The sequence below is a fragment of the Alpinimonas psychrophila genome, assembly GCF_014137865.1.
GTDB lineage: Bacteria > Actinomycetota > Actinomycetes > Actinomycetales > Microbacteriaceae > Alpinimonas > Alpinimonas psychrophila.
Map to the genome: position 1 here is coordinate 28,063 of NZ_JACGWU010000006.1, position 16,920 is coordinate 44,982.

The 16,920-nt window shown below is 58.0% G+C and carries 15 protein-coding genes; 9 read left to right on the forward strand and 6 right to left on the reverse strand.

Going from position 1 to position 16,920, the window contains the following annotated elements:
• Positions 1-20: 20 nt before the first annotated feature.
• Positions 21-1,553 carry an aldehyde dehydrogenase (NADP(+)) gene (locus FB555_RS08515; protein WP_182485057.1) on the forward strand — a complete coding sequence of 511 codons (1,533 nt, stop codon included), beginning with the start codon at positions 21-23 and terminating at the stop codon, positions 1,551-1,553.
• On the opposite strand, the gene FB555_RS08520 is transcribed toward FB555_RS08515, so the two are convergent.
• The 5 genes from FB555_RS08520 to FB555_RS08540 all read right to left on the reverse strand — a co-directional run bounded on the left by FB555_RS08520 (position 1,550) and on the right by FB555_RS08540 (position 6,833).
• Positions 1,550-2,434, reverse strand: a complete 885-nt coding sequence (locus FB555_RS08520; RefSeq protein WP_182485058.1) for an SMP-30/gluconolactonase/LRE family protein — start codon at positions 2,432-2,434, stop codon at positions 1,550-1,552. The two genes, FB555_RS08515 and FB555_RS08520, sit on opposite strands and share 4 nt — an antisense overlap.
• On the reverse strand, positions 2,431-3,312 hold the full coding sequence (locus FB555_RS08525; RefSeq protein WP_182485059.1) for an ABC transporter permease subunit: 882 nt from the start codon (positions 3,310-3,312) through the stop codon (positions 2,431-2,433). Before FB555_RS08525 ends, FB555_RS08520 begins: the two co-directional genes overlap by 4 nt.
• Before the next feature lies 1 nt (position 3,313).
• Positions 3,314-4,216, reverse strand: a complete 903-nt coding sequence (locus FB555_RS08530; protein ID WP_182485060.1) for a carbohydrate ABC transporter permease — start codon at positions 4,214-4,216, stop codon at positions 3,314-3,316.
• 98 nt (positions 4,217-4,314) lie between these two features.
• Positions 4,315-5,598 (reverse strand): ABC transporter substrate-binding protein, encoded by a 1,284-nt coding sequence (locus FB555_RS08535; protein WP_182485061.1) that lies wholly within the window; start codon positions 5,596-5,598, stop codon positions 4,315-4,317.
• An 83-nt stretch (positions 5,599-5,681) separates the two neighbouring features.
• Positions 5,682-6,833, reverse strand: coding sequence for a M24 family metallopeptidase (locus FB555_RS08540; RefSeq protein ID WP_182485062.1), 1,152 nt, complete (start codon positions 6,831-6,833; stop codon positions 5,682-5,684).
• A 225-nt stretch (positions 6,834-7,058) separates the two neighbouring features.
• Between FB555_RS08540 and FB555_RS08545 the strand changes: the two genes are divergently transcribed.
• The 3 genes from FB555_RS08545 to FB555_RS08555 all read left to right on the forward strand — a co-directional run bounded on the left by FB555_RS08545 (position 7,059) and on the right by FB555_RS08555 (position 10,044).
• The gene (locus tag FB555_RS08545; RefSeq protein WP_182485063.1) at positions 7,059-8,150 is read left to right on the forward strand and encodes a zinc-dependent alcohol dehydrogenase; all 1,092 of its coding nucleotides are present in this window, start codon (positions 7,059-7,061) and stop codon (positions 8,148-8,150) included.
• 87 nt (positions 8,151-8,237) lie between these two features.
• Positions 8,238-9,047 (forward strand): IclR family transcriptional regulator, encoded by an 810-nt coding sequence (locus FB555_RS08550; protein ID WP_182485064.1) that lies wholly within the window; start codon positions 8,238-8,240, stop codon positions 9,045-9,047.
• Between the two features lie 79 nt (positions 9,048-9,126).
• Complete coding sequence (locus tag FB555_RS08555) at positions 9,127-10,044, forward strand: ornithine cyclodeaminase family protein (RefSeq protein ID WP_182485065.1); 918 nt, start codon at positions 9,127-9,129, stop codon at positions 10,042-10,044.
• Between the two features lie 38 nt (positions 10,045-10,082).
• On the opposite strand, the gene FB555_RS08560 is transcribed toward FB555_RS08555, so the two are convergent.
• Positions 10,083-10,502 carry an acyl-CoA thioesterase gene (locus FB555_RS08560; RefSeq protein ID WP_182485066.1) on the reverse strand — a complete coding sequence of 140 codons (420 nt, stop codon included), beginning with the start codon at positions 10,500-10,502 and terminating at the stop codon, positions 10,083-10,085.
• A gap of 124 nt (positions 10,503-10,626) precedes the next feature.
• Between FB555_RS08560 and FB555_RS08565 the strand changes: the two genes are divergently transcribed.
• From FB555_RS08565 to FB555_RS08585, 5 genes are all read left to right on the forward strand, one after another.
• Positions 10,627-12,276 (forward strand): thiamine pyrophosphate-binding protein, encoded by a 1,650-nt coding sequence (locus FB555_RS08565; RefSeq protein ID WP_182485067.1) that lies wholly within the window; start codon positions 10,627-10,629, stop codon positions 12,274-12,276.
• Positions 12,277-12,332: 56 nt separating this feature from the next.
• Positions 12,333-13,922: a phytoene desaturase family protein gene (locus tag FB555_RS08570; RefSeq protein WP_182485068.1), complete on the forward strand. Its 1,590-nt coding sequence runs from the start codon at positions 12,333-12,335 to the stop codon at positions 13,920-13,922.
• A 150-nt stretch (positions 13,923-14,072) separates the two neighbouring features.
• Positions 14,073-14,603, forward strand: coding sequence for a flavin reductase (locus FB555_RS08575; RefSeq protein ID WP_182485069.1), 531 nt, complete (start codon positions 14,073-14,075; stop codon positions 14,601-14,603).
• A 44-nt stretch (positions 14,604-14,647) separates the two neighbouring features.
• Positions 14,648-15,766: an LLM class flavin-dependent oxidoreductase gene (locus tag FB555_RS08580; protein ID WP_182485070.1), complete on the forward strand. Its 1,119-nt coding sequence runs from the start codon at positions 14,648-14,650 to the stop codon at positions 15,764-15,766.
• 21 nt (positions 15,767-15,787) lie between these two features.
• Positions 15,788-16,789: a helix-turn-helix domain-containing protein gene (locus FB555_RS08585; protein ID WP_182485071.1), complete on the forward strand. Its 1,002-nt coding sequence runs from the start codon at positions 15,788-15,790 to the stop codon at positions 16,787-16,789.
• The last annotated feature ends 131 nt before the right edge of the window (positions 16,790-16,920 follow it).

Genomic DNA, 16,920 nt, shown 5'->3' on the forward strand with positions numbered 1-16,920 from the left:
TTCAGAAAGAGCGACTCCTTATGTCTGCACCAGAAGCACACGTCTCCACCACGACCGATGTTGTTGCGCTAGAAGTTGACGTCATTGCTCGGATTGCGGCTGGTGCCGCTTCTGCCTGGGCTGGCCTTGAACCGGCCCGCAGAGCTGGTGCTCTCGTTGCGGCCGCAGATGCACTGCAACTGTCTCGGGACGAGCTCGTTGCCATTGCCATGACAGAAACCGGGCTTTCTGAAGCAAGGCTCAACGGCGAACTGACGCGAACGGCCGTTCAGCTGAAGCTCTTCGCTGAGACCATCGTGGATGGCACGTATCTTGATGTGCGCTTGGATGCCGCCGATCCTGAGTTTGTCTTGGGGCCGCGACCTGATGTCCGTCGCTATCTCCTCGCTCTCGGTCCCGTCGTCAACTTTGCCGCCAGCAACTTTCCGTTTGCCTTCTCCGTGGCTGGCGGAGATACCGCCGCAGCGCTCGCCGCCGGGTGTCCCGTGATTGTGAAGGCCCACTCGGGGCATCCGAAACTCTCCGTGCGCACGGGAGAAATTGTGGCGGCGGCTCTCGAAGGGGCGGGGGCTCCTCACGGAACGCTTCAGGTCATTTCCGGTCAGGCCCACGGCGTAGCAATGCTCCAACACTCCCTCATCAGGGCGGGAAGTTTTACGGGCTCGATCCGGGTTGGCACTTATCTCGCCCAGGTTGCCGCGGCACGGTCCGTTCCCATCCCTTTCTTTGGGGAACTGGGAAGCGTCAATCCTGTGTTTGTCACGGCCGGAGCCCTGGCCGAACGAAACGACGCCATCGCCGACGGTTTTGTCACCAGCGTTTCTGGGTCCGCGGGGCAGTTGTGCACCAAACCAGGCTTCCTCTTCGTCCCCGCTTCCGCCTCCGAGGCCCTGCAGGCTCGCATTGCTCAGGCCACCACTGGACTTTCGGAGCACCGACTCTTGAACCCAGGAATTGCGTCGGGGTATCGCGAACGTCGCGAAACAATTCTGGCAACCCCCGGCGTGACAACAATTACACAAGGCTCCCTTCGCATCGATGAAAATGGCCAAGGATGGGCGACGCCAACCATTGCTCGCGTCTCCGTCGCCGATCTTCTGGCTGCAAAAGTGCAGCTAAGTGAAGAAGCGTTTGGGCCCCTCGCAATCGTGGTGGAGTATGAAAATGAAAGCCTGCCCGAGGTTGCGGAAGCCCTCTTCGAGGGAAACCTTACGGGGACAATTCATTCAGCCGCGGGGGAAGACACGACAGCCCTTCGTTCGCTTATCGAGTGGCTCACAGAGAACGTTGGCCGCGTGCTCTTCGACGGTTGGCCCACCGGCGTGGCCGTCACCCCCGCAATGCAACATGGAGGACCGTGGCCCGCAACGACAAATGACTCCAGCACCTCCGTCGGAACGGCCGCAATCGGACGTTTCCTTCGCCCGGTGGCATTCCAGAATGCGCCACAGGCTCTGCTTCCGGCCGCGCTCACAGACGCCAACCCGTGGCTCGTTCCTCAGCGTCGCAGTCCCGCCGGAGAGTCGGCGTCGTGGGGAGATCTGAACGGCTAACCGCGGAAGCGGTAGGCCGCGGTCCCTCGCACTCCAACGTTGGCGGAGAAAAGATCTCCGGCGTTCGGTTCCGTTGCGCGCGCCTCCGGGGTCATGCCTTCCCACGCCGACGTCACATACAGACGGTCCAACGAGGATGACCCGAAACTGGCGCATGTGGGCTGACTCACCGGTAGCGTCATCTGACGAAGCGCCTGACCCCCCGGGCTGATTCGCTTGATAGCGGAGCCACCCCACATGGCCAACCACACGGCACCCTCGGCGTCAATCGTGAGTCCGTCAGGGGTTCCCTGTGATTGCGGGAAATCGATGAGGTTGGCACGCCGTGGTCCGATTTTTCCCGTGTCACAGTCGTAGCCGTACTGTCGAATTGACTGCTCACCGGAGTCAACGAAGTAAAGCGTTTCCCCGTCCAAAGACCAGGCAAGGCCGTTGGATTCGAGGAGCCCCTGGAGGATCACGTCAATGTGACCATCGGCATGCAGCTGGATGAGCTCCCCCGTGCTGTCGCCCGTCTGAGAAACAATCCCCGCGAGGAAGCGGCCTGCGGGGTCACATGCCGCATCGTTAAAGCGCATACCGTCACCGACAGGCGCCGCCACTGGGTCACGATCACTCACGCCGCGGGCATCCCTAAAGACAAAGTTTCGGTCTACGGCAGCGACGAGACCGCCGTCGCGGCGCAGGCCAACCGCGCCCAGAGCCTCCCCCAGCCGTTCCCCTGATTCCAGCCCGTGCATGTCAAGACGCCGTACCGTGCCACCGAAGACATCAACCCACGTGATGCTCTCCGTCGTCTCGTCCCAGAGCGGATGTTCCCCCAGCTCACACCCGGCAGCGACCTCCACGTGCCACTCAACGGGCGAAACGGCGTCGGTCACTTCCCCATTCCGGCCGTCAGGCCAGAAACCAACTGCCGCTGGAAAACGAGGTACACGATGATCGCAGGGATCGCACTCAGCAAAGAGCCCGCCATCAAAACAGGAATATCTGTGACGCGCCCGGTCGCCAACACTCCGAGGCCCACCGTGACCGTTCGAAGGTCGGTGTTTTGCAAAAACAGCAAACCGATAAGGAGGTCACCCCAAATTTGGATGAACTGCAGGACGATAACTGTGACGACTGCTGGGATTGACAGGGGCAAAGCGATACGGAGGAAAACGCGCCAGTAACCCAATCCATCGATGACGGCAGCTTCAATGAGTTCATCGGGAATGCCCCGATAAAAAGCCGTCATCAGAAAAGTCGCGAAGGGCGTACCCAAGGCCGCGTAGATCAGTACGGCGCCGGTGTAGGAGTTCAGCATGTTGAACTGTGCCAGGTTAACGTAGGCGGGAATGATGATCGACTGCATGGGAATCAGCATCGCTGAAATGATGAGCAGAAAGACGAGCGTCGCTCGGCGATACCGAAGTTTGGCAAAGGCAAAACCTGCGGTAGTACTCACGGAAACAATGATGATGAGGGCAAGCACACAAACAATGGTGGAGTTTGCCAGTTGTTGCCCGACAGGCAAAATATCGAAGAGCTTGGCCCAGCTATCGAAGGAATACCCCTCCATGCCGCGAAATTGAGCGTTGCTCTTGAACGAGGCATCAATCATGAACCAAAAAGGGTAGAACATGATGAAAGCCCCCGCAGCCATCACCACAAAGAGAATCACTCGCCGAGGAGAAACTTTCTTTTTCGCCACCACTTTGCCGGCCGAACGGGTCGACCGAATGGAGGCGAGTCTTTCGGTAATTGTGGGAATGGGCACGTTAGTCCTCCGAACGAAGAAGCTTGAGTTGAAGGATGCCAATGACGCCCATGATGATGAACAGCACGACGCCAAGAAGTGCGCCGGTGCCGAAGGCGCCGCGAGCGAATGCCGTCTGGTAGACGAAGAATTCTAGCGTCGTCGTTCCGTAACCCGGGCCGCCTCCCGTCATAACGAAAATAAGGCTGAAGAGCGCTGTGAAGGCGGTAATCATCGACATGATGAAGGCAAACTGGATGAAAGGCTTGAGCTGAGGCATCGTGATCGAGAAGAAAACCCGAAGCGGGCCAGCACCATCCATTCGTGCCGCCTCATGGAGACTCGGATCGAGGGTGGCCATTCCCGTCAGGAAGATGATGGTGTTGGTGCCCACCATGGACCACACGAACGTCACGGCCACAGCGAAGAGTGCCGTGTCTTCATGCGCCAGAAAATCTGTCTGAATAGCGGCCAATCCAATGTTGGCAAAGATTCCGTTGAGGAGGCCTTCCTGCGCAAAGAAGCGTGCGGAGACCATGCCGATGACGACCCACGAAATTGCCGTTGGGAGAAAGTAGATGACGCGAAAGAGCTTCCAACCGAAGACATGTTCGTGGAGCACGGCAGCAATCCCCATGGGAATCACAATCGCAAACGGTACCGACAGCAGAAGAAGGCCATTGTTGAGGAGCACTCGCCAGAACGTTGGATTGAGAAAAAGATTGATATACGTTTCAGGCCCCACCCAGGTCGTGGTGAGTCCGTCCCACTTCGTCATGGAGTAATAGACGGCCTGAATAATGGGGATGCCCAGCAGCAAAACAACGAGCAGAAAAGCCGGGAGGCTGAGAATGATGCCCATCCGGCGGCGGCTATCGCTCAGTCGCGGTGTCCTGCTCCGCTGAAGGGTAAAAATGTTTGTCATCTGAAGAAATCTTTCTTGGTCCAAGTGGATCGTTGGGCCAGCGGAGCGAGAATTTCCACCCTACTGGCCCAACGAGGACTGCAGCTTTCGAGCCGTGCTTACTTCTTTTGCTCGGCGGGCAGTTGGTTCCACGCTTGCGCCATTTGCGCGAGCGCATCCTTGGGTGTCATGTTTCCACCCAAGACCGATGGGAGGACCTTGCCGCCGACATCGACAACATCACCCTGGATGACGTTATCAATCATGGGGTACCTCGTGAAGCCGAACTGTCCAGCGAAGTCGAGCATCTCCTGGTTGACAGGGTTGGACGTCTTTGCACCATTGACGGAGGAAATCAGGCCAGACTCGTCCATGATTTTGACAGCGGCATCCGTGGTGAGGAACGCGAGGAAGTCTGCCGCTGCTTGCTGATGCGTCGAGCTCTTCATGATTCCAAAACCGTTACCAGGGAATTCAACAACGCCCTTGATGGAGGTGTCGGAGAAGGGCGGAACGAAGGCGGCTACATCGGTACCCATGGCATCGGTAAACAGTGCCGTATCCCACGTGCCATCGATGATCATGGCAGCTTTACCTGACGTGAAGTCCTCGAGGTTGTCGGTCTTCGTGAGAACGTCGGAGTTGGTGCACCCGTTTGTCTTCATTGCAGCCCACTTGGTGAGCTGATCGATGTTCTTTTGAGAGTCCCACGCGACTGTGCCGTTCAAGAGGTTCGCCCATTCATCGACCGTGTAGGCACCGATCATGGCATAGCTGGCGTCATACCACGTGTAGAACGTAGCTCCCAGAGTTTGTCCGCCGTTGCCGTAAACCACGGGGGTGATTCCGGCCGCATTCAGCTTGTCACAGGCCGCATAGAGTTCGCTCCAGTTGGTCGGCACGCTCGAAATGCCTGCTGCCGCAAAAGCTTTTTTGCTGTAGAAGCCCATGTAGAACTGCTTCTCGAAGGGCATGACATAGGGGCCATTTGCCGAGTCGAAGCCGTCGGCCACGTAATCCAAGCCGTCGACTTTGGCGAGGTCCGCTGCGGGAACAAGGCCATCAAGATTCACAAGAAGATCTTTGTACTTCAGGGTGAAGAGCCCGGTCCACATGACGGCAAGGTCCGGCCCCGTCTTGGAAATTGCACTCGCCTGGATCAACGAGAAGTAGTTGTCTCCTGGCTGGCTCACAACATCGAAGGTGACGTTGGGGTGAAGCTTCGTATACGCATCCGTTAGATTCTGCGTTGCAATCGCGTTTTGCTGAGTACCGAAGTTATGCCAGAGAGTGAGCTTGACCGGATCAGTATCCGACGTTCCGGAACTAGAGGCCCCACCGGCACAGCCCGCCAGCGCGAGAACAGTGACCGCGAGAGCCGCGAATAATGGTAGCTTTCTCATTTCTTCCTCCTGTGTTGAATGCGCTGCCTCGTGGCTGCGGCTTGGTGTGAACGTCGCGGGTTGCGACGAAATTTATGCCCCTGTTAGAGCATCAAAATATCCGGTCGTAAAAATTGAGTTTCCGGCACCAATGTCGTCGGCCAGCCGGGAGCAGAAGTGATCCATTCGTGGGCGCCGTTCTTACCGACGATGTAGGTATCTTCGTCTTTGCCGCCACCGGCCACACTTGGATTCCATGCGACCGCATTTCCCGGGGAAATCGGTTCCTGCCACCAGCGACTGTCAGTTTGCACCGGCGAAATTTCAAACTCTCGCTGAGCGTAGCCAATGGGCCCACCCTGGTAATGTTCCCGCCACGCACCGGAGTGCCCCTCGGCGGCATACGCCTCATCGATAGCCTCCAGGACCGATCCATAGGTGCTGCCGGAGAGATGCGCCGACAAGGTCTTGACATGAATTCTTTTCGCAGCCGCGAGCCCCTCGAGCAATGACTCCGCTGGCTTTCCAGCCGAGGCGTATCGGGTCAATGCGACATGGAGTCCTGAGCGCCGCGCAACGAGTACGGCCATAACTAGTCGGTTTGCGCTAGCCCCCCGCGCGATCGGGTGTCGAAACTTCGCTATCCGGTCGTCAGCTCCGACGAGGAGGACCGGGCAGTCCGCACCCACCAACTCCATAGCTGCCGAGATTCTGGCCTGAATCTGAAAATCCGTCTCGCCCGGTGTCCAGGCCTTCAGCACCTCTTGGACGGCGGCGGTTGCGTCGCGCCCCAAACTGCGAAGCTCGTCGGTCTCAGCGGAACACAGACTCATTCGCGCCGAGATGATGTCGTCCGAAATATCAAGCCCAAATCCAGGATGTCCATCCGAGCCAATTTTGTGGAGATCCACGTCTCCGGCAACGCCAAGAGCAAGGGCACTCGCATTGACCATCGCTACGGCATCCCACCACGGAACCCCCACCACGTCGATGCCGAAAAGCTCGGGTTGCATCTCTGCGATGAGGCGCGGAGCTTCAATCTGCGTCGTGACAATGACACAACGACTCGCGCTGATGCACACCCACACAAGGTCTGTGGCGGCGGTGCGGTCGATCGGTGGATTCATGCCCCCGGTGACCCACGCCACGGCTCCTGGCGTTGTGAGCACAACATTTTCGATGCCCTTTTTCTCCTGAAGTCGCCGAACAGCAACGAGCGCGTGCGAGATTCGCTCCGCCCTGAGGTGATCGCCCATGATTCTCCGTGTTCTGCATTACCGAACATTGTTCTGTTCTGTGGTAGACAGAGTGTTGCATGCTCCCACGGGAGTGTCAAGGATGATCGACCCGACACGCACTGAAGAAACACAACCGTTACGTTGACCCCCGAGTTCTTAGGTCAACCCCACTAATGTGTGAGGAACTGCTTCGATCGGGTCGGGCACCTCGGGACCCTCGCCCAGATGAATGGAAGGCACACTATGCCGAACCCGGCCTTGCTCAACACAGCCCCAGCGGTCCGTCCAAGGAACATTCGTGCTGTCGTCGTAACGTCACCGGAAGAAGTGGCACTGGGCACGCGCATTGCTCCTGACTGCGGCACCAATGACGTGCTCATTCGCCCGGTCGTCGTGGGCATTTGCGGAACTGACCTCGACATCATCGACGGCAGTATCGATCCCGAGTTTGTTCGCTACCCCGTCACCCTCGGTCACGAATGGAGCGGGGTTGTCGTCGAGGCGCCGGCCCCTGGTGCGGGAACTAGCCACCTTTCAGCAGGAGACAGGGTTGTCGTCGAGGGCATCGTGCCCTGTGGTCACTGCGCCCCGTGCAAAGCCGGCGACACCAACCGTTGTGAAAACTACGACGAGTTTGGTTTCACCCGCCACGGGGCGATGGCGGAATTACTCGCAGCCCCACGGCATCTCGTTCACCGACTGGATCGCGGAGTCTCGATGGAATCTGGCGCGCTCGTTGAGCCTGCCGCCGTGGTTATTCGAGGCTTATTGAGAGCATCACCCCAACCCGGAGAGCGAATCCTCATTATTGGTGATGGCACTGTGGCCCTTCTCGCGGCCACGATCATTCAGCTGTGGTCCCCCGGACACGTCACGATGCTGGGGCGCCGATCTGAACAAGCGGCGTTGGCAGCCACGGCAGGGGTTGATTCTTTTGAGACGGATCCCGAACGCATCTCGCAAGATTTTGATGTCGTCGTCGAAGCTGCCGGAGCTGCCGATGCCGTCACGACTGCTGTGGCATCAGCCAACCGCGGTGGACGCATTGTGTTGCTGGGGTTCCCTGGTCACGGCGTGACTGTCCCCTTACCGATCGATGACATTGTGAACGGCGACCTCACGATGGCGGGAAGCTTCGGCTACACCTCATCAGCATGGGCGCATGTTGTGGCCCTGCTCAACGCTGGGCGTCTCGACTTCACCTTTCTCGTGACACATCGCTATCCCCTGGCGAAATTCGCTGAGGCCATCAGCGCCCTTCGGCATTCGACGGGGCAACGAGGCAAGGTAATTCTGGATATCTCGTCAGAAGATGGTGCAACATTGTTGGGGTGACGCCACAAGCCTGGCCGCTACCATGATCGTGGAGACAAATGTGAGACAGACTGTGCCGAGAGTTATAGAAAAGATGGAGATGTAGCCATGGGCTCTTCCGCGGCGACACCCGAAACGCCCCCAGAAGCGACGTTGGGCAAATACACGGTGCAGAGCGTTTCTCGTGCTCTGGATATCTTGGACATGATTGCAAACGTTCGGTCTGGCCTCTCCCTCACAGAGATCACAAAAGGATCCGGGCTCTCCAAAAGTGCCTCTTACTCGCTCATTCGAACCCTTGTTGACCGCGGATACTTGCAAGAGGTCACCGACGGCCCTCGCTACAAGCTTGGAATGAGCCTGGTTCGAATGGGAGAAATTGCCCTCGATCAAATGCCGCTTGCTGATCTCGCACGCCAAGTACTCGTTCACCTTTCCGATGAGCTGGCGATGACAAGCCGTGTCGCCATTGCGGAGGATGGACAACCCGTGTTTATCGACCGCGTCGATGGCCCCGGTACAGTTCGTTTTCATACGCCCCTCGGTAAAAAGGAACATCCGTACGCCACGTCCGCAGGAAAAGCCATTCTTTCCTGCTTGCCTGACGAACAGGTCATCGCTATTTGCGCCCGAACCGGCATGATTGCCAAGACTTCCCACACCATTACGACGCCCGAAAAACTCCTCGAAGATCTGGCACTCGCGCGTGAGCGCGGATTCGCGATCGAGAATGAGGAAGATGCTCTCGGAGTGGTGTGCGTTGGAGCTCCGTTCTTCAACCACAATGGCATCGTTGCTGGCGCCATCAGCGTCACCTTTATGAAATTGGACCTTCAGACGGAACAGTTTCTCGAAACCGGGCGAATCGTTCGGGAGCACGCCGATCAGCTTTCGAAATCCCTCGGCTTCTCAGGCTAAAGCTCGGTTGAGGAGTTCTGCCTCGTGCAGAGCCATCGCGGATTCTCCCCGGGCCTCCACGTTCGCTAGCGTTGGTCCTATGTCATCAATACTCGAGATCACCGGAGCGGACATCCAGCGACTGGTTTCTCCACAAGACGCCGTGGACGCGCTGACCGAATTACTGTGTAGCGATTTTGATCCTTCCGATGACCTGCATCGGGCATCTTTTGCATTGCCATTTGGCAGTTTCCTCATCATGCCCTCTGCTGCCGGAGACTTTGCTGGAATCAAAATCGTCACCGTTTCCCCCGACGACCCTCAGCGCATGGCCCCCCGGATTCAGGCGAGCTATAACCTCTACGACGCTTGGACTTTGACGCAGATTGCGCTTCTCGATGGCACCGAACTCACGACGCTCCGCACGCCAGCCGTCTCGATGCTGGCTATACGACCATTTCTGGCATCGCTACCAGCCACTGTCACGGTCATAATATTTGGTGCGGGACCCCAGGGCCAAGGGCATGCCCTCGCACTCCGAGCGGAACTGGCAACGCACGAGCTCGTGGCAAACATCACGTTCGTGACGCGAGTGACCAGCGTCGACGACATCGCTAACCTCCTACCAAAGGCAGATATCGTGATCTGTGCAACAACCTCGAAAAAGCCACTCTTCGACTCTTCGCTGCTGAAAAACAATGTCATTATTGTGGCCGTCGGATCGCACGACCCCGACGCGCGTGAAGTTGACGCGGCACTCTGTAGACGGGCCCACGTCATCGTTGAAGATAGGGCCGCTGCCTTGCGAGAAGCCGGTGACATCATTCATTCCATCGCCGAGGGTGCCATCACAAAAGCGCAGCTCATCCCCCTCAAACAGCTTGTGTTGCGCCCCGAGTCGATTCTGCGCGATCGTCCCGTTTTCTTCAAAAGCTTAGGCATGTCGTGGGAGGATCTCGCCGTCGCCTCCGCCATTTACACCGCACATGGCAAAGCATTATCTGATTCATCAGACTGAATACGAGGACAAAGTGGCAAACTGCTTCGCGCTGCGCTCTAAATTGTGAGGGGAACTATCCGTTCACGAAATATCGCCGGCCACGAACTCGCATGACTCGCCCCCGGGGCAACATACGCGCTGGTCACCGTGCCGTGCGCGGCCTTATTTTGCACAGCACCGTCGGCATCGAGTCCCTCCGTCGTGAAGACGAGGGTCAGCGATTTTTCTCCGATTCTTTCTACGCGGATGGTTGTGCGAACGCGCTGCCCAAAGTACAATTTCGCGGTGAAGTTCACGGTCTGTTGAACGCGGGGTGCTGTGGGAAAGTATTCAGGCAAATCGAGATCTCTAAAGAGTTGCGCTTCGCAGGCCTCAGCCCACCGCAAAATGACGGAATTGTGCTGATGTCCAGTGGCATCCGTATCGACCCACTCGACGGTGCGCTCGATGCTGCACGAAGATGGTGGCTTACCCATACTTTCTCTCCTTTGAATGATGAACACGGAGTGCTTTGTTACAAGTACATTGCAAAAGCTTGACGGTCGCAATGAAACAGGTATGGTAATCATAACTCTCAAGAGAAAAGGTCGGTTCACAGGCATGAACGTTGCGGAACTCGTCGGTCGTACACTTGCACAGCTCGGCGTTGGCCACGCATTTGGCGTAGTCGGCAGTGGCAACTTTGAATTTACCAATGCCCTCCGCCAAAATGGCGTCCCCTTTGTCGCCGCCCGGCACGAGGGCGGTGCCGCAACGATGGCAGACGCGTTCTCACGAATGTCAGGCACCGTTGCCGTTGTCACTACCCATCAGGGATGCGGCCTGACCAACGCCATTACGGGCGTGAGCGAGGCGGCCAAGAGCCGGACCCCAATGATCGTCCTCGCTGCTGATACGCCGGGATTTGCTGTGAGGTCAAACTTTAAAATCGATCAGGACGCGCTTGCTCGCAGCATTGGGGCCGTCGCCGAACGTATTCATTCCCCCGAGAGCGCCGTGGCCGACACTGTGCGGGCTTATCGGACCGCCGTCAACGAGCATCGCACCGTTGTGTTGAGTTTTCCCCTCGATGTTCAAGCGGCACCCGCCCCTCTAGGAACCCCCGACCACATCGCCGAACTCGCGTCTACCAGCGCCCTACGCCCTTCTGTTGATGCGGTTGACCAACTCGTCAGCCTCCTCGCCGCCGCCAAACGGCCCGTATTTGTTGCCGGCCGGGGCGGGCGTCTCGCTCGCGATGAAATTCTCGAACTTGCTCAAGCATCTGGCGCCCTCGTAGCCACCTCGGCTGTTGCGAGCGGCCTCTTCAATGAAGACGAGTTCTCGTTGGGAATTTCTGGAGGTTTCTCTTCCCCGGTGACCGCCGAACTCATCACCGGCGCTGATCTCATTGTTGGCTGGGGCTGTGCGTTGAACATGTGGACCATGCGTCACGGATCTCTCATCGCGGCGGGCACGAAAGTCGTGCAAATTGACGTCGAAGACAGCGCCCTTGGCGCCAACCGCCCGATCGACCTTGGAATTCTCGGGGATAGCGCGCTGACCGCGAGCGATGTTCTCGCGGAACTGACGAAGATGAATCGGCAGTCGGAAACCAAGTACCGCACGCAAGCCAATAAGCAGCTCATTGCGACGCAGTCCCGTTGGCAGGATGTTCCCATCGAGGACATCTCGACCCCCGAGCGAATCGACCCTCGACTCGTGACAACAACGCTTGATGCCATGTTGCCCAAGGACCGCATCGTTTCCGTGGATTCTGGAAACTTCATGGGCTACCCGAGTACACATCTCAGCGTGCCTGACGAATTTGGTTTTTGTTTTACGCAGGCATTCCAATCCATCGGATTGGGGCTGCACACCGCCATCGGTGCGGCCCTAGCACAGCCGAGTCGCCTTCCCGTCTTAGGCACGGGCGATGGAGGTTTTCTCATGGGAATCTCCGAGCTGGAAACCGCCGTTCGCCTCCACATCCCGCTCGTCATCATCGTTTACAACGACGCGGCCTACGGCGCCGAGGTCCACCACTTCACCTCGGCTCACGACCTGGAAACCGTGACCTTCCCTGATGTGGATGTCGCCGCCATCGGCCGCGGTTTCGGCGCATCCGGAATAACTGTGCGCACCGTCGCAGACCTCGACGGCGTTCGTACGTGGCTCGATGGCCCACAGGACGCTCCCCTCGTCATTGACGTGAAGATTGCCAACGACGGTGGCTCGTGGTTCTTAGCCGAAGCCTTCGAAGCGCACTAGAAAGCACTCCCAGCAAGGGATACTGCCCGCTACATCACTTCACAAGCGAGGACTAGATGAAATCAACTGTTGACTATGTCGTTATCGGCGCCGGGATAAACGGCCTTACGGCGGCTAGCGAGTTAGCAATGGCGGGGCACTCCGTGGCCCTCATTGAGTCCACCAACCGCCTTGGCGGCTTCATCGATTCCGGCGAGCGAACGTTGCCGGGCTATATCCATGACACCTACTCATCGTGGCATCCCCTCTTCGTTTCGGGTGGCGCCTATGCAGCGCTGGGGCCGTCCCTCCACAAACACGGTCTGGAATACCTCAACTCCGATGACGCCGTTACCGCAAGCGTCTCGGGTGATAACAGAGTCGCCATTGCCTATCGCGACGTGCAAAAGACCGCGAACGGCCTGGAGCTTGCCCACGACCAAGACGCCTACGTGACGATGCTCAGTGATCTCGGTCGAAATGCGGACATCGCCTTCGGCGCGTTGGGCGCAGAACTGCGCTCCCCCCGCGTCATGAAACTGGCGCTCAAAATGCTGGGGCGCAATAAAATTGCCGGCACCGAGGCCTTCGTGCGGGAAGCCCTGATGAGCGGCCGCGCCTTTGTGCGCAATAAGTTTGATGGCTGGGATGTTGACCAGCTCTGGATTCCGTGGCTCCTTCACGCGGGGCTCGGCCCCGACCAGACGACCGGTGGCGTCATGTTCCCCATCATGGCCATGAGTATGCACGGTTTCGGACTGCCCGTTGTGTCGGGAGGCGCGGCCAACTTCGTGTCAGCATTTGCGAAAGTTCTCGAGGAGAATGGCGTCGACGTCAGACTCGGCAACCCGGTCGACAGCATCATTGTCGAGAAGGGTCGCGCCGTGGGAGTGCGCGTTGCGGGCCAAACCGTCACGGCCAAGCGTGCCATCATTGCCAGCGTCAGCCCCGGAGCACTCTACGAGACACTCCTTCCCCCCGAGAGTGTTTCTGCACCTATCACACGCGAGGTGTCACGCTACCGCCCCGGGCGCGCGGCCATGCAAATTCACGTTGCCCTCAAGCGACCAGTTCAGTGGAGTGATGGCCGCCTCAATGACGTGCCTCTGATTCATGTGACCGATGGATCAGGTAGCACCGGCGTTGCCTGCGCTCAGGCCGAAGCCGGGCTCCTGCCCGCCGATCCCACGATCGTCGTTGGTCAGCAATACCTGCTCGACCCGAACCGTGTCCCCAACGGCGCTGGGTCCCTGTGGCTGCAACTTCAAGAACTACCGTTTGCCCCGTGCGGCGATGCCAAGGGAGAACTCGACGTGAGCGGAGGCTGGACGGAGACGCTAAAGAAGCACTATCTCGATCGTGTTCTCAGCAGCTTGGAACGTCACGCGCCCGACCTCGCGAGCTCTGTCTTAGCCACTGACATCATTTCTCCTGCCGATCTGCAGTCGGCAAATGCGAACGCCATCAATGGCGACCCCTACGGCGGATCGGCCGAGCTTCATCAGAATTTGCTCTGGCGGCCGACTCCCTCCACCTCGAAACACAAGACGGCAATTCCAGGGCTCTGGCACATCGGCGCAGCGACACATCCGGGGCCCGGCTTGGGAGGTGGCTCCGGCCATCTCACCGCCCAACTCTTGCTTCGCGGCCGTTCTTCGCGTTCGTAGAAATACCCAGGAAACATAAGGGAAATCAAGGTTTTACACGGTCCAAAATGGCTTCGGAAATCGGCTAAAGCACCGCCGAATTCGGATAGATAAAGCCTGCGGCTCGCGGCAGAATCGGAGAATGCTCAAGGTCGAGCAGACAAAAAAATCGTGGAAAGTGACGACATTGTGATAGCCAGCCATCCCGAATCAGTCATCCAGGAGGGCGCAGACGTCACTCAAGGAATCTCGCCGACGGAACTGAGAAATGCCATGCGACATTGGGTGACCGGCGTGACGGTCATCACAACCTCCCATGAAGGAAATCCCGTGGGCATGGTGAGCAATAGTTTTACGTCCGTTAGCTTGGAGCCGCCCTTGGTCTCGTGGTGCGTCGATCTTCGCTCGACAAGCTACGACGCGTGGAGTAAAACTGATAATTTTGCCGTTCATGTTCTGGACCATGAGCAAAAAAATCTGGTTGCGAGTTTCGCGCAACGGGGCGGCGAAAAATTTGAGGGAATCACGTGGCACTCTGGGGTCCACCAGTCGCCCATCCTCGACGACGCAACCTTCTCGCTGGAATGTGAAGTCTGGTCCCGCCTGACCGCGGGAGACCACCTGATCCTGATTGGTCGTGTTATCGCTTCGACCCAGCCAGAAGTTTTTATTCCACTCACGAACCACGCACTTTATTCATAAACATTTCGAACATCCCTTCGCCCACCTCAACCAAAGGAACGCTCATGTCCCGTGAATTCTTGACAAATACCCACTTCAAGCTCGGGTTATTCTCTCCGAACTGTTCGGGCGGAATGGCCGTTACCAAGATTCCCGAGCGCTGGTCCGCTAGCTGGGACGACAACCTGCGCATGGCAAAAGTTGCCGATGAAGCCGGTATCGACTTCCTGCTGCCTATCGCGCGTTGGATTGGCTACAAGGGTGAAACAAACTTCCACGGCTCGGTCCTTGACCCCGTGACGTGGGCGGCCGGTCTTTTGGCCGCCACCGAAAACATCACCATTTTTGCCACGATTCACACCGCTTTCAATCACCCCCTTGCCGTAGCAAAACAAATGGCGACGCTCGACCAAATTGGTCACGGCCGCGCCGGCCTCAACATCGTTGCGGGTTGGAACCAGCCCGAATACGAAGCCTTCGGCTTGAACCTGCTCGAAGCGCACGACGACCGCTACGCGCTCGCCCAGGAATGGTGGGATGTTATCCAAGAGGCCTGGGCCAACCCGGGAATTTTTGACCACGATGGCCAGTTCTTTCATCTGAAGAACGCCGAGAGCATGCCCAAACCATTTGACTCTCACATGCCGATTCTGAATGCAGGAACATCGCCTCAGGGCCGCGGCTTTGCCGCCAAGAACTCCGACTTTGTCTTCACCGCCGTCATGGGCCCTGAAGACGGTGCAGAAGTGGTCACCGGGCTCAAGAAGCTCGCGACCGAGGAATACAAACGCGACATGGGTGTCTTGACCTTCAGCCACGTTGTCTGCCGCGCAACGACCAAAGAGGCTGAGGAGTACCGCCACTACTACGCCGAGGAGAACGCAGACTGGGGAGCCGTCGACTACCTGATGGAACTTCAGGGCTTACATGCGCAGTCATTTACCAAGGAGATGCTGGCAGTATTCCGACCTCGGTTTGCCGCGGGCCACGGCGGCGTGCCCCTCATTGGCACCCCCGACGAAGTTGCTAATGAGATCAAGCGCTATGCGGATGCCGGTTTTGCCGGAATGACTCTCGCATTCGTTGACTACGTCTCCGAACTAGAATACTTCGCAGCAGAGGTTCTTCCGCGTCTCGAAGCAATGGGTGTTCGTCTGCCCGTTTCCTCCCGAGTCGCGGTCTAACAACACATGATGGAGGCGCGAATGACGCAACGTGAAATCGACGTTCCGCTTCATTCGCGTCTCCTCATCAAGAGCGACTTTGTTGACGACATCCGCGATGGCGTCAACAACCTCACAGAAGACGAGCACATCCTCACCCCGGGGCTCGACGGGCGCCTCCAAGGTACCGTCGCGGGCCTGAAAATCGGCGATGTGAGCATGGTTTTCGTATCGTACGGCAGCGACGTCACCGTGGTGAGCCCACCCAACCGCCGCCGAATCTTAGTCGCGCTGCCGTTGGGGCCAATGGGGGTCGAGTGCGGCAATAATGAATGGGTCGCCGAGGGGCCGTTCGCCCTCCACGGAACCCAAACCACGAAAATGGCCCCCCACGGAGGCCTGGGTTGCCTCATCGCGGCCGTCGACGTTGGCGTCCTCGAGTCGCTTCTCGCGTCTACTTTTGGGCGAAGTCTGGCGAACCCCATGCTGCTTTCCATGGCCGAGCCACTCAAGATGGCAGCCCCCGAACTGATGACCTCCATCTGGTCGAGCGTCATCGGGCAAGTCGACGCCTCACCTGCGGGACAGCCAGACGCCATGCTGGAGCAAGGGCTATCGGGCATTCTCATGTCCTCTATCTTGACGGGACTGTCGCCCTATATTTCGGATGTCCTGGAGCCAAAAACAAAGTTTCTCGGGCCCCGCTATGTCGCTGCAGCAAAGGTCTACCTCGAAGAGCATTTTGCCGAGGACATCAGTATCGAGGCCGTTGCGAGTGCCGTTGGCATCAGCGCCCGCCAACTCACGGCGGCGTTTCAAGAGCACATCGGCAAGTCTCCCGTTCAACTCTTGCGCGAGATTCGTCTCGAAAAGGTGCGGGGCAGAATCGAAGCCAGCCACCTTCCCGGGATCACGACCGTCTCAAGCATCGCCATGGCATCCGGATTCTCCCACCTTGGCCGGTTTTCGGCCCACTACGCTGAGAAATATCAAGAACAACCATCAGAGACGCTCAAGAGGGTACGCTTACGTCGCGAAACATGATGTCGATTTTCTTTTACGCCCGTAACATATTTGTGACAACGCAGTCATAGAGTGGGGCAAAACAGAAACGGTAAAAAGAATGAGCCAGAAATCGAAGATTGATGTTGTTCACAATGGACACCGCTTTGGCA